The sequence below is a fragment of the Acinetobacter amyesii genome (assembly GCF_023499985.1).
Classification (GTDB): domain Bacteria; phylum Pseudomonadota; class Gammaproteobacteria; order Pseudomonadales; family Moraxellaceae; genus Acinetobacter; species Acinetobacter amyesii.
In genome coordinates this window covers 132,785-146,024 of the sequence record NZ_JAMCOU010000039.1, presented here as the reverse complement: position 1 = coordinate 146,024, position 13,240 = coordinate 132,785, and the positions used below count along the sequence as shown (strand labels likewise).

Sequence of the window (13,240 nt, the reverse complement as noted above, 5' to 3'; positions counted from 1 at the left end):
GGAAGTGTGTAATAAAACCCTATTTTACTAAGTCAAAAGCAAAATGAATAAATCATGAGTATGCTGTAATGGTTAAAAATAAACGCCTAAAATTTTTCCTCAGCCATTTATTTATTTCTATCCTAGTTGCTTTAATTATAATGGGATTGGTTTTTTTTGTATGGTACCCATCTCCACTCGCAAGTGCTGTTGGTGTTACTCACATTTTTTTAATGATGCTTGCGATTGATGTCATTGTCGGGCCATTGCTAGGTTGGTTGGTTTATAAAGAAGGTAAAAAAACACTTAAATTTGATCTCGGTGTGATTATTGCTTTGCAAATTTCTGCTCTCTGTTACGGTTTATATAGTATAGAGAAGGGTAGACCTGTTTGGATTGCTTATAATGTTGATCGTTTTGAATTAGTACGTAAAAATGATCTAATTATGGAACATCTAGCTCAAGTGAAAATTCAATTTCAGAAGCCCTCATTATTATACCCTCAATACGTATGTGTTGAATTCGCTCAAGACAAATTACAACGCGAAAACGATATGTTTGCTGAAGCATTGGGTGGGATTTCAATTGCTCAAAAGCCTGAACGTTATGTGGACTTTACAAAAGCATTACCGCAAATAAAAAAACGTGCGATACTTCTAAAAGAATTGGAGCAATTTAATGACTATAAGCAGGTACGAAAGATATTAGCGAAATATCCTCAAGCCACAGGTTATATTCCATTAAAAGCAAATGCTGTGGATATGACAGTATTAGTTAATAAAGAAACAGCTGAAGTCGTAAAAATCGTTGACCTTCGCCCTTGGTAGTAATTTATGAAAATAAAAAACCCGCATCCGCGGGTTTTTTTTAATAAGTTTAAATCTGACTCTGAATGTAATTCTCTATACCTACAGATTCAACTAAGTCTAATTGGGTTGTAGCCCAATCCAACCATTCTTCTTCTTTTTCTAAGATTTCTTGAGCCAGATCTCGAGTGACATAATCTAACTGTTCTTCTGCTAGTTTAACTGCAGTTTGAATGGCTTCAATGTTCTCTTTGACTTTACGTACATCACAATTTAAGACTTCAACGGTATGCTGACCGATATAGAGTTTACCGAGGTGCTGTAAATTTGGTAAACCTTCTAAAAACAAAATTCGCTCAATAATTTTATCAGCATGCTTCATTTGACGGATTGATTCTTTATATTCCGCAGAGCCCAGTTGTTCAATACCCCAATCGTTGAACATCCGTGAATGAAGAAAATATTGATTAATTGCAGTTAAATGATGATAAAGCACCTGATTTAACTGATTAATTACATCACGATTGCCTTTCATGTCTGACTCCTTAACTGCAATAAAGCTCGAACTAAGCAATATAAATTCGATATTAGAATAGAAATATCTTAAACAACAAAGTGTAATTTAGCGAGTGTTTTATAGAACAGCAAATGAAAATCACAATCAAAACAAGGCGCTAATTTTCAGGGCTTTAATAAATAAAAACCCGCTTAGAGTCAGAAGCGGGGGAGGAGGAATGGTCTGAGACCATTGGTTTTATAATTATGATTGTAGAGAAAATTTAAAAGCTTGGTTTATGCGGCAATTGCGATACGGGCTGCAATTTGTGCAATTTCATCACTGATGATCATACGTGCTTCAGGAGCACAGCGACCACAACAGGTGCCTAAATCGAGCATATCGCGAACTTCACGATAGCTTTCTGCACCATTGGCAATTGCATCTTTAATGTCTTGATCAGTAATACCACGGCACAAACAAACGTACATGAAATCAAACCAAGTGAATAAATGGGATAAGTAATATTATTGATAATTATTATCGTTTGTCAATAAAAATCATTTAAAAATGCTTTTAAGATAATTGAGTTTTTGAATAAAAAATGCCATTTAAGTGGAAATCTGAGTAATGCTCAGATTTCCATGTGAGGCTTTTGTTCTTTTGGAATGTGATATTTCGTGAAGGGCTTAAGCGATGTTTACTAACTTATTGATTAATAATCACCACGCCATCCATTTCAACTAGGGCACCTTTTGGTAGGCTAGCTACACCGAGTGCTGCGCGTGCTGGGTAAGGTTGAGCAAAGTATTCGCCCATAATTTGGTTGACCAATTGGAAGTTAGAAAGGTCAGTGAGGAAAATATTCAGCTTGGCGATATCGGCTAGCGTCCCACCTGCAGCTTCACATACCGCTTTTAAGTTGTCGAATACACGGCGAATTTGAGCTTCAATGCCTTCTACCAGCTCCATGCTATATGGATCTAAGCCAATTTGACCTGATAAATACAAAGTGTCGCCCACTAAAATGGCTTGTGAGTAAGTACCAATTGCAGCGGGTGCATTTTCAGTATGGATTACCTGGCGGGACATCTATTTCTCCTATTATCATCACAGACACAACATATATAAATAAGTGGTGTCAGGTTAGCTGGCAACTTTCGCAGGCTCAGCAATGGCAACAGCTTGTGCCAAACGACTGATGCGTGGGAAGCCAAAATGCATTCTTAAATTACGGATAATTTCGGCAATTTGTTTACGATTGTGTACAACAATATTCACATAGGTTTTTTCTTCATGTGAACGGACAGTTTCTACACCGACTTTTTCTTTACGGCATAGATAGATCAGCTCTGAAATTTGTTCATCATTTAACAGCATGTTTAAGCATAAATAGGCTGTAAAACTAATGTCCTCACTGTCTTCTGTAGTCCAGTGTAAAGGCATGATATTTTCAGGATGTAAATGTTGTTCATGCAATAAATTATGACAACGTGAACGGTGCACAATCAAACCACGACGTGATAAATGCCCTTGTATTGGATCGCCTAAAACGGGGTTACAGCAGTGCGCATATTTAACGTCGACACCGTCAGTACCCAAGATCAAGCGTGCAGAGTTTGAAGTCTGAATGGTATCTTGAGCATATAAATGATTGGCAACCAATTGCGGTAATAAGTCACCCACGGCAATCTGTTCAAATAATTGTTCTTTATCATTTAAATGACGCCAATTCAGCACATTTTCCCAATCCGCTAATGTCAAATCACTTACAGAACGGTTAAAGAGTTTTAATGCGCGATTTAAAGCTTGCTGACCAACTAAACGTTGTTCATCTTGGTCTTGGTCACGGAGGATATTTTGTAATGCGCGGCGGGCTTTTTGGGTATTAATAAAGCTTAGCCAGTCAGGGTTTGGTGTTGCAAGAACATCAGTGATAATTTCAATCACTTGACCACTCAGTAATGGTGTTGAAAGGGGCTTGGTTTCCCCATCAATTTTCGCACCAACGGCATGGTTGCCCAAAAATAAGCTTGCTGAATAAGCGAAATCAACAGCTGTGGCACCCTGAGGGAGTTCATGCAAATGACCGTGTGGGGTGTAGACCCAAATTTTTTCTTGATGTAGATAATCCAGTAATTCACTAAATGTGGTCTTTGCACATGCGCCATCGACTAACACGTTTAAATTTTGCATGGAGGCTTGGATCGCTGAACGACAAGCTTGTGGTGCATTTTCACCGAGGACCACACCAAATCGCGCTGCTTTACGCATCAACTCTGTTTGGATGGTCAAAGATAAAATAGTCTTTTCGCCTTTTAAGCGCATCATCAGTGACTGGTTACCACCAGGGAGTGGGCGACGAATATGATCGGCGTAATTTAAAACTTTAAAGCTTTCTTTGAGGATGTCTGCAAGTCGGTCACAGTCTGCGATGCTTTGTAAAATAATTTCAAAGGCATGACTATGGGTGAGCTCTTGCAGATCAATATCGTTTTTTACAAAGTGACGAAGTAATTCAATATTATTATTTTTCTTTTTAATTCGACCAGAAATATGGTGCTGTTCTAGTAAGGTGGTGAGGTTATTTTCCCACTTGGTTTGGTATTCGCAGCGTTTCGGTTTGGTTTGTAATAAAGCTTCTTGAACATTGTTATACATATCTAAGTCGAGATTTTGATAACACAAATGTTCAAGGTTGTCGGCCATTTCATTCATACCGACAAGGCGTGCCATAGGCACAAAAATTTCAAAAGTTTCTTGGGCAATACGAGCACGTTTGTCAGGGCGTAAAGCACCTAGTGTGGTCATATTATGATAGCGATCTGCTAGTTTAATAATAATGACACGTGGGTCTTGTAGTGTGGCTTGCAGAATTTTACGGAAGGATGCGGCTTTATTATATTCTTTATCACTAGAGTGGCTGAGTTTAGTGACGCCGTCGACTAGTTCAGCAACGGTCAGACCAAATTTTTCAGTAATATCTTGTTTGGTAAATTCGGTATCTTCAATGACATCATGTAGTAAAGCAGCCATTAAAGTTTCCGCATCAAGACGCATATGCGCCAAAATACAGCTCACCGCAATTGGGTGAAGGATGTAGGGTTCGCCACTTTTACGTGTAATGCCATCATGGGCAATATCCGCATAGTCGCAAGCTTCAAGCACGCGTTCGACATCACTTACTGAAAGGTAAGCGTCGATTATCACATTTAACTGTTGCTTGGCTTGGCTGACCATTGGGCCTGGCATAGAACACCCTTTTACTACTGATTTACAAATGAAACGGTTAATACTTTAATGAAATGCATATTGCATGACTTGTCAATTTTTTAGTTTAAAAAAATGAAAATCTTTTTCGCCTGCTTTGCACTTCTTAAGCTTATGTTATAACTGTTCTGAGTAAAATATTAAAGAGAATCCATAAAAAAAGCCTAGTTAAAAACTAGGCTTTTAAGGTCAGGTTTATCTTATTGGAAAGAAAAACCGTCTAAGTTTAGGTTATTTGCAGAAAGTGCAAGGTCTAAACTTGAAGTTTGGTAGTCTTGTTCACGTTGTTTCAAAATGTCTTTAGAAACGTGACCCGCTGCGATTTCACGAAGAGCAACAACGGTTGGTTTGTCATTGTCCCACTCAACAGTAGGTTCGATACCTTGACGTGCCAATTGACGCGCGCGTTTGCTTGCCACTAGTACAAGCTCAAAGCGGTTGTCTACATGGTCTAAACAATCTTCAACGGTTACGCGTGCCATAAGAATTCTCGTTTGAATATAAAATTTTAACAGACTGTGCAGTATAAGGTGCTTTGTCTATAGACTCAAGTTTTAATCACTGCTCCGTAGGGGTGATTAATTTCTCAATCAGTTTTTCATGGCGCACAGCTTGTTGTTTTAAAACAAGACGATTGGCAATAATAACGGACTCTAAGTCATGCAGTGCTTTATTAAAGTCATCATTAATAATGATATAGTCAAAATTAACGTATTGCTGCATATCTTCTACGGCACAGCTGAGACGATGTTCAATCACTTCAACAGAGTCTGTACCACGATTGGATAAACGTTGACGTAAATCGAACTGACTCGGAGGGAGAATAAAAATTTGTCTAGATTCAGGAAAAAGTTTACGAACCTGTTCAGCACCTTGCCAGTCAATTTCAAGTAAAACGTCATGACCTTTGGCCAATTGCTCTTTTACTGTGCGCTGTGCAGTACCGTAATAATTACCAAAAACTTCTGCATATTCAATGAAGCCGCCTTCATTTACCAAAGATAGAAAATCTTCTTTTTTTGCAAAATGGTAATGTACGCCGTCTAATTCGCCAGGACGCTGACCACGAGTGGTATGAGAAACAGAGACATGTAAATTGTTTACACGTTCAAGCAGGGCTTTAACGAGGGATGTTTTGCCCGTTCCCGAAGCAGCAGAAACGACAAACAAGAGACCCGACATGATATTTTTCCTGATATGATAAAATATCTTCTCTATTTTAGAGCAGACGCGCGCCAAACAAAATAGTCAGACGTCTATTGTTTACATTTATTTCAAGTGATACCCGTAAAATTGAGTGGGCATTGAGGATTCTATGGAAATTGTTTTAGCTAATCCACGCGGTTTCTGTGCAGGTGTTGATCGCGCCATCGCGATTGTGAACCGTGCACTGGAATGCTTTAACCCCCCAATATATGTGCGTCATGAGGTAGTACATAATAAATTTGTGGTGGACGACTTGCGTCAACGTGGTGCGATATTTGTGGATGAACTGGATGAAGTCCCTGATGACAATATTGTGATCTTCAGTGCGCATGGTGTATCTAAAGCAGTACAACAAGAAGCTGAGCGCCGTGGGCTAAAAGTTTTTGATGCGACGTGCCCTTTGGTGACCAAGGTACATATAGAAGTGACCAAGTACGCACGTGAAGGCGTGGAAGCGATTTTGATTGGTCATGAAGGTCACCCAGAAGTTGAAGGGACAATGGGCCAATATGACACCAAAAATGGTGGTTCGATTTATTTGGTTGAAGATGAACAAGATGTTGCTGATCTCAAAGTGGTGCATCCTGAAAAAGTAGCGTTTGTAACTCAGACAACGCTTTCTATAGATGACACAGCAAAAGTCATTGATGCCCTACGTCAGAAGTTCCCTGAAATTCAGGGGCCTCGTAAAGATGATATTTGTTATGCCACTCAAAACCGCCAAGATGCCGTACGTGATCTGGCCGCGCAATGTGATGTTGTATTGGTTGTGGGGTCCCCGAACTCTTCGAACTCGAACCGATTACGTGAATTGGCTGAACGGATGGGTAAGCATGCGTATTTGGTGGACAATGCAGATCAGTTGCAGCAAGAATGGTTTAATGAACACACAAAAATTGGTGTAACTGCAGGAGCATCTGCACCTGAAATATTAATTAAACAAGTAATTCAGCGACTGCAAGATTGGGGAGCAAAAGCGCCGCAAGAGTTGGATGGTCGTGAAGAAAATATTACATTTAGTTTGCCAAAAGAGTTACGTATTCCTGTAACTCAGGCATAAAGTGTTAATGACTTAACATTCTGAATTTTTTTAAGAATTGACAGATAATTGCTTTTTGGCAATTATCTGTTTTTTTATGCCTTTTATCCTTATTTGTGTTTGTTTTGTAATTTAATTAGATATTATTTTTAATAGGGTAAAGTTTGGCGCGCCTTGGGGGGAGTATGCAGAAAAATAAAGGATTTACGTTAATAGAGCTGATGGTGACGATTGCTGTGATGGGGATTATCGCCATGCTGGCTGCGCCTTCATTTGGAGATATGATTGTTCGCCAAAATTTAAAGAAAAGCACAAATGAACTTATTGGAGTGTTAAATCAAACGCGAGCAAAGGCAGTGTTGGAGCGTAGGAACATAGATGTTAATTTAAGTTCAGAAGAAACAGATGCATTGCCTATAGATACTGCCACAGTAGTGAATTGGATGCCTCATGGTAAAACACATTTAACGTCCGCAAGTGAAACAAGTATTACATATGGTTTAAGTGGTGGAGTGGTTGGCGCAACAACAGATACTAGCTTTATTTTGTGTTCTGTTGCTGGGGGTAAATCTCAAACAATTAGTGTTTCAAAAATGGGAACGATTCAGCAAGTTGTTGAGGGTACATGCTAATGATTAAAAAGAAGAATCAACAAGGTGTTGGATTAATTGAAGTATTGGTAGCTCTTTTGATCCTTGCAATAGGGGTGATGGGTTTTATTGCTTTGCAATATAGAGCTATCGAGGCAACTGCTGAAAGTGGCTCGCGAATACAAGCAATTAATTTAGCACGTGATTTGGCTGAAAGAATGCGGGTAAATCGTGGTGCTGAAGAGGTTTATGCTTTTCATTTGAATACAGCAAATACTCAGCGAGTTTTCCCAATAAATTGCTTTAATGCGAATTGTTCTAGTGCCGATTTGGCTGATTTTGATGTTGCTCAGATTGCAACAAAAGCAAGAGTTATTGGAATGTCTGTTAATTACTTACCATGCCAAGGAAATGCGGATAGCCGTAGATGTATTTATGTTGCGTGGGGTGATACTTCTGCTACTGATGGTGCTGAAAGGGGGAACTGTACAACAGGGGCTAGCTATGAACAGGAATCAACATGTTTGATTATGGAGGTTTACTAAATGAACCCAATTAAACAAGCAGGCTTTACCTTAATTGAGTTGATGATTGCATTAGCTCTAGGTTTAGTAATTGTTGCAGCAGCCACAATGCTATTTCTGACAAGTTCACGTAGCCAAGCATTACAGCAAGGACAGGCTAGTTTACAAGATGATGCTAATTTTGGACTGAATTATATTGTGAAAGACATTCGGTTGGGAAATTTAAATACTGTTCAATCTAGCATCAACGATTTGACAACTTATGGTGGTGTGGTTTTTCGTTCATCATCAAATCCTGTTGAAGTCAGTGGTGTAAAACAAGCAAATTTACCGATAAGTTTAGTAGGAAATTCTGTAAGTCAAACGCTTTTAAGTAGAAGTCATGGTCTTTCAGTTGGTACAGCTCCACAGTGGACAGGTGTTTCAAACGTACAAGGGGAAGCTAGTGATCAGCTTACAATTCAATTTGTGCCTCAATATATTTTAGATCATAAAAATACGGCAACGGAAGCCGATGATGTTTGGTATGGCGGATCAGATTGTGAGGGTAATGAACTTGAATTTACTCTTGCTGAAGGTCGACATGTTGTTGTTCAGCGTTATTTTTTAAGAGCAGATACGAATAATAGTACAAATGAGCCTAACTCACCTTTGGCATTAGCATGTGATGCGGGGCACTACCCATTAGAGGGCTCACCAACTGAAATCGACGGTTTGGGTGGGGCGGGTGAAATTATTATAAAGAGAGCAGACCAATTTAGGGTCTTATATTCGATTCAGTCAGGTGCAAACCATCGTTATGTTGATGCAGCAACATACATGGCTATGGATCCCCGTCCAAGAATTTTGGCTGTTCAACTCGGGGTCTTGGTGCGTTCAAATCAGACTGTAGGTGGTGGTGCTGATTTTAAAGATGATCAAACCTTTCGGATTTTGGATCAAGAAGTCACAGTAACAACACCTACAGCTAGTGCTCCTAAATATGCAAGACAGGTTGTCACGCAAACAGTATCGTTGCGCAACACTTTTGGGGAGAGAGGACAATGATAAATAAACAGCGTGGTGCAACTTTAATTGTTGTCTTATTTCTTTTACTCGCAATTGTGGTCCTAGGAACTTTGGCTGTTCGCCAAAGTTTAGTGAGCTTAAATATTGCAACAAATAGTCAGGCACAACAGCTATTGCTACAAAACTCGGATTCAGCTTTTTTTAATGTCGAGCGTGAAGACAATATCATTCAAGCATTGAGTTCAAGTGGTATGTTTGGGTATATCAGTGGGGCTCCTGATAAGGAAAAGGAAATGGTTTTTTGCTATCGCGGAGCAGAGCCTAGTTTTTTTGATATTAACCGGGCCAGTTTAATTTATTGGAAGCCTGGTGAGGTAGCCCCAACAAATAATGAATTTGGTTTAGATGGATACTGTAATGCTGACGAAAGTACGACTAACTTTTTTACTAGCGGTCGTAAGGCAGTTATGACACAAGTGGCTGTGAAATTTACAAGTATTTCAGAAAATGATCCGTTTTTTGGTGCGCAATTTGGCACAGATGACAAAACAGTTAAATTTGATAGTACTAAACCTGTAAAAGTTTTTGCGGTCTCGGTTATGCCAACACTAACTAATGCATCAACAACAGATATTAATAATTGTTTTAGAAATCATATGAGTGAAGCAACTGTACCTGAAGGTACTTCAGTGGCACTAAATGCAATTTCACGTAAAACAGTGACAGAGTGTCTTGCTGATTTAAATGTTCCATATACATCACATGTAACGGAATATGTGATTGTTCAAGACTTTGTATAGATTTGGGGTAATGAAATGAAAAAACAAACTAAGAATTTTATTAATTCATGTCGCCATAAAGTTCTTGTAGCAAGTATGGCTGCATTTAGTACGGGCTTAGTGACTACAAGTGTTTCACAAGCAAGTGATATTGATATTTATCAGGATGCGAAATCTGGTGATATTACGTTGATGTTTATGCTAGATGTATCTGGGAGTATGACTGGGAGTGGTTCTTATGATGGTACAGGAAAAACCCGAATAGCTCGATTAAAAACGGCCATGGATAACCTTTTAAATGGTACTGCAACAATTGATAAATTGGGTGATGATAAAATTATTGGTTTATCAACTTTAGGATCACCTAGCAATACAGAGTCAGGTGCGGTTTTAGTCCCTGCAAGAAGGTTAGATGCTGTTGTAGGGGGGAAAACGCAACGACAAATTTTGTGGCAGAAGATAAATGGATTGTCCGCTAATTCAAATACACCTACAGGGCGATCATATGCGACGACCATTTCATATTTAATGGGGACATCCACTAAAGATATTAATAATGGAGGTTGGAGTGAATCGGATAGTTTGACAAAGGATGGTAACAAGTATCTATCACCGTATTCATTGACTCAAACAGATGAAGTGAAAAAATGTAGTGGACAGGGTATCTATGTCTTAACAGATGGTGAACCTAATAAGGGTACAACTGCAGATTTGTCTAGAGCTGCAATTGGGAAAACAACTTTTCCCTCTTGTACGGGAACATCTCCAGGCTGGGATTGTATCGGTAAATTGAATTCAGCTTTATTGGATCCAACTAAAAATGCAAAACAGCTAAAATTTAAGACAGCTGTGGTGGGTTTTGGTAATAGTTTTAATAATATTCCAAAATATGATGTTAATAAATCACAAGCTGAAAATTTAGCCCCATTCGTAAATACTGATGGAACTAAAAAGACAAATTTAACGAATGTACAAGAAGCAGCATATTGGGGGATTATGGGGGAAGGAGGTTGGTATTCAGGTAACGAGGCTGCTGATATTGTAGAAAGTGTGAATGACTTTATTAGTAATTTATCTAAAGATATTCCTTCTGTAACAACAGGTTCTCCGACCATCCCACGAGATGCTTTAAACCCTGCTGAGCTACAAAATAATGCTTATTATCAAAGCTTTCAACCGACTCCCAATACCAATTATCAATTATGGACAGGTAATTTAAAGAAATATTTAGTTGGTGATGATGGGAAGCTTAAAGGTAAAACAGGAGGTGATGTATTTAAAACTGATGGTGGTATTAAAGAACCTACTTATGATGCTAACGGAAATATTACCTCTGCAGTTTACGATTATTGGGCAAAAAGCGTTAATACGGCTGTAGAAAATAGTGATGAAAATACAGTGGGCAGTAAGAAGTTTGCTGCACGTGGCGGTGCTTGGTCACAAATGCTACTTGGAGCAAATGTTCAAAATAATGCTGAAAGAAAACTATTAACAAATCGTAAAGCAGTTGGTAACACATTTGGTGGTACTGGTTCATTGCGTCAGGTTCAACTAACTGATGTTACAGATTCAACATATAAAAATGATCCGAATAGAGGCTATTTGCTTACATTATTGGGATATAACTTAGACGTAGCAAACCCACCAACGACGATTGACGCCTTGAAAGCACAGAGTAGTTTACGTCAAATGGGTGCAGTGATGCATTCTTATCCAGTTTTGGTAACGAATAAAGGTAAGTTGGAATATAACAAGACTAAAAAAGTTATGGAGTCAACCGGTCGTGAGGACTACGTATTATTTGGGACCACGCAAGGCTTACTACATGTGGTTGATGCAGACACAGGTGTAGAAAAGTTTGCTTTTGTGCCAAATGAAATGGTTGAGAATCAAAAAGATGCTTTCCGTTTATCCAGTGTTACCAATGGTGGAATGCAAAAACTTTATTATGGTATTGATGGACCATGGAGCCTTTATACACAATATGTGGTAGATAGTTCTGGCAGCTTGGTTGTAGGAAATGGTCGTACAACAAGCCAGAAAGGTATGCAAATAGCATATGGTGGTTTGCGTATGGGGGGGCGTAGTTACTATGCATTAGATCTCAGTAATATAAATAGTCCTGAACTTAAATTTCATATTGACCCTGCAACTCAAAAGGTATACAGCGGCTCAAAATCTACAACGTTTAGTCAGCTTCAATATATGGGGCAAAGTTGGTCGAAACCATCGATTGGTTGGGTAAATTGGGGTGGCGAACGTAAACGAGTCATGTTAGTTGGTGGTGGATACGATGCTGGTGGTGATGATGGGGATGCGCGTACAGGTGGTGTGAAAGGTTTATATGCTGGATATGAAAGTGATACATATAATCCTACGAAATCAAAAGGCGCTGGCGTTTATATGTTTGATGCGGACAATGGTGATCTTCTTTGGTGGGCAAGTGATAATGTTGCAACTACATCCGCAGCAAATACCAACACAGGTGTGATAGCAACGAAGCATACTGATTTAAAATACAGTGTCGTAAGTGAAATCCGTACAGTTGATCGCGATGGTGATGATTTAATTGATCACATCTATTTTGGGGATCTAGGTGGACAATTATTTAGAGTGGATTTTGATAATAAACAAAAGTTAAAAGGCGCTGTTCCAAAAACACCAGTTAAACTTTTAACATTAAATGATGGCGCTAAAAGTCCTAGATTTTACGATATGCCAGGATTTTCTTTATATAATCAAAATGGTGAGACCTTTGCTGTAATTTCACAAGGAAGCGGTAATCGTAGTACACCAATGAAGGATTTTTCTTCTACTGAAGCTGGCTATGATTATGACGCGATCTATAATGTTTATGATAAGGATGTGGCACGTCGCGACCTATTCAACAGAACAACAAATTTATATACAGAAAACCTTCAAAAATCAAATTTAGGTGAAATAACAGAGGCAAATCGTTTTGCAAATTCAACTTTAGTTGCTCCTTATTCTGAAAAAGGGGGGTGGTTCTACAAATTTCAAAATTGTACGGCTGGTGTGGATGGTAAGCTGACAAATTGCAGTAATTATAAGAAACAAAGTGAAAAGGTCTTTGGTACACCTCTAGCTATGAACTATAAACTTTATGTATCAACGTTTGATGCAAGTAAGCCGGGTATTTCTGGTGATTGTGGTGCAGGTGTGAAAGGTGAAAGTATGCTTACTGCATTCTGTATGCCGTTTGGTCAATGTGCGACCAAAATAGAGCCTTCACGTAGCGTTATTGGTGTAGGTATTCATACAGTTACTGTTGGTGGTAAAGATGGTGGTGGTACCGGTGGTGGAGAGGAGTGTGCCGGAGGTATATGTCCTCCAGTAGAATGCCAAGACGAATCTTGTCCACCAAAAGCGACCGGTAATACGAGTGCTACAAATTATTGTATCAATACAAGTGGTCGAATTGCCTTAACGGTGACTGGTAGTTTTGGTAATGGAGAAGCGACAGAAATGTGCCTTATCCCACAGCGATGGTATGAAAAACTCGCGCGTAAAGCATCTTAGGGG

General features: G+C 39.0%; 13 protein-coding genes. 7 read left to right on the top strand and 6 right to left on the bottom strand.

Annotated elements, in window-relative coordinates:
* Positions 1 to 68: 68 nt before the first annotated feature.
* Positions 69 to 806, top strand: a complete 738-nt coding sequence (gene tfpZ, locus M5F03_RS15915) for a TfpX/TfpZ family type IV pilin accessory protein (RefSeq protein ID WP_249708870.1) — start codon at positions 69 to 71, stop codon at positions 804 to 806.
* A 49-nt stretch (positions 807 to 855) separates the two neighbouring features.
* Here tfpZ and bfr read toward each other — a convergent pair whose 3' ends face one another.
* The 6 genes from bfr to gmk all read right to left on the bottom strand — a co-directional run bounded on the left by bfr (position 856) and on the right by gmk (position 5,733).
* Positions 856 to 1,320 carry a heteropolymeric bacterioferritin subunit Bfr gene (bfr, locus tag M5F03_RS15910; protein ID WP_180145458.1) on the bottom strand — a complete coding sequence of 155 codons (465 nt, stop codon included), beginning with the start codon at positions 1,318 to 1,320 and terminating at the stop codon, positions 856 to 858.
* Between the two features lie 257 nt (positions 1,321 to 1,577).
* Positions 1,578 to 1,772, bottom strand: a complete 195-nt coding sequence (locus tag M5F03_RS15905; RefSeq protein WP_218945411.1) for a bacterioferritin-associated ferredoxin — start codon at positions 1,770 to 1,772, stop codon at positions 1,578 to 1,580.
* Positions 1,773 to 1,989: 217 nt separating this feature from the next.
* Entirely contained in the window at positions 1,990 to 2,373 is a 384-nt protein-coding gene (gene ridA, locus M5F03_RS15900) for a deaminase RidA (RefSeq protein ID WP_078189365.1), read from the bottom strand.
* A 54-nt stretch (positions 2,374 to 2,427) separates the two neighbouring features.
* Positions 2,428 to 4,533: a RelA/SpoT family protein gene (locus M5F03_RS15895; RefSeq protein ID WP_249708869.1), complete on the bottom strand. Its 2,106-nt coding sequence runs from the start codon at positions 4,531 to 4,533 to the stop codon at positions 2,428 to 2,430.
* 218 nt (positions 4,534 to 4,751) lie between these two features.
* Positions 4,752 to 5,033 carry a DNA-directed RNA polymerase subunit omega gene (gene rpoZ / locus M5F03_RS15890; protein ID WP_067762989.1) on the bottom strand — a complete coding sequence of 94 codons (282 nt, stop codon included), beginning with the start codon at positions 5,031 to 5,033 and terminating at the stop codon, positions 4,752 to 4,754.
* Between the two features lie 76 nt (positions 5,034 to 5,109).
* Complete coding sequence (gmk, locus tag M5F03_RS15885; protein ID WP_249708868.1) at positions 5,110 to 5,733, bottom strand: guanylate kinase; 624 nt, start codon at positions 5,731 to 5,733, stop codon at positions 5,110 to 5,112.
* Positions 5,734 to 5,866: 133 nt separating this feature from the next.
* On the opposite strand from gmk, the gene ispH reads away from it, so the two are divergent.
* The 6 genes from ispH to M5F03_RS15855 all read left to right on the top strand — a co-directional run bounded on the left by ispH (position 5,867) and on the right by M5F03_RS15855 (position 13,237).
* On the top strand, positions 5,867 to 6,817 hold the full coding sequence (ispH, locus tag M5F03_RS15880; RefSeq protein WP_180102358.1) for a 4-hydroxy-3-methylbut-2-enyl diphosphate reductase: 951 nt from the start codon (positions 5,867 to 5,869) through the stop codon (positions 6,815 to 6,817).
* 164 nt (positions 6,818 to 6,981) lie between these two features.
* The gene (locus M5F03_RS15875; RefSeq protein WP_180126915.1) at positions 6,982 to 7,428 is read left to right on the top strand and encodes a GspH/FimT family pseudopilin; all 447 of its coding nucleotides are present in this window, start codon (positions 6,982 to 6,984) and stop codon (positions 7,426 to 7,428) included.
* Positions 7,422 to 7,931, top strand: coding sequence for a type IV pilus modification protein PilV (gene pilV, locus M5F03_RS15870; RefSeq protein WP_372491161.1), 510 nt, complete (start codon positions 7,422 to 7,424; stop codon positions 7,929 to 7,931). Before M5F03_RS15875 ends, pilV begins: the two co-directional genes overlap by 7 nt.
* Positions 7,932 to 8,957 (top strand): PilW family protein, encoded by a 1,026-nt coding sequence (locus M5F03_RS15865; protein WP_180126911.1) that lies wholly within the window; start codon positions 7,932 to 7,934, stop codon positions 8,955 to 8,957. It abuts the gene before it with no gap.
* Positions 8,954 to 9,718 (top strand): pilus assembly PilX family protein, encoded by a 765-nt coding sequence (locus M5F03_RS15860; protein ID WP_180126909.1) that lies wholly within the window; start codon positions 8,954 to 8,956, stop codon positions 9,716 to 9,718. The genes M5F03_RS15865 and M5F03_RS15860 overlap by 4 nt, the downstream gene beginning before the upstream one ends.
* 15 nt (positions 9,719 to 9,733) lie before the next feature.
* Complete coding sequence (locus M5F03_RS15855) at positions 9,734 to 13,237, top strand: pilus assembly protein (RefSeq protein ID WP_249708867.1); 3,504 nt, start codon at positions 9,734 to 9,736, stop codon at positions 13,235 to 13,237.
* The last annotated feature ends 3 nt before the right edge of the window (positions 13,238 to 13,240 follow it).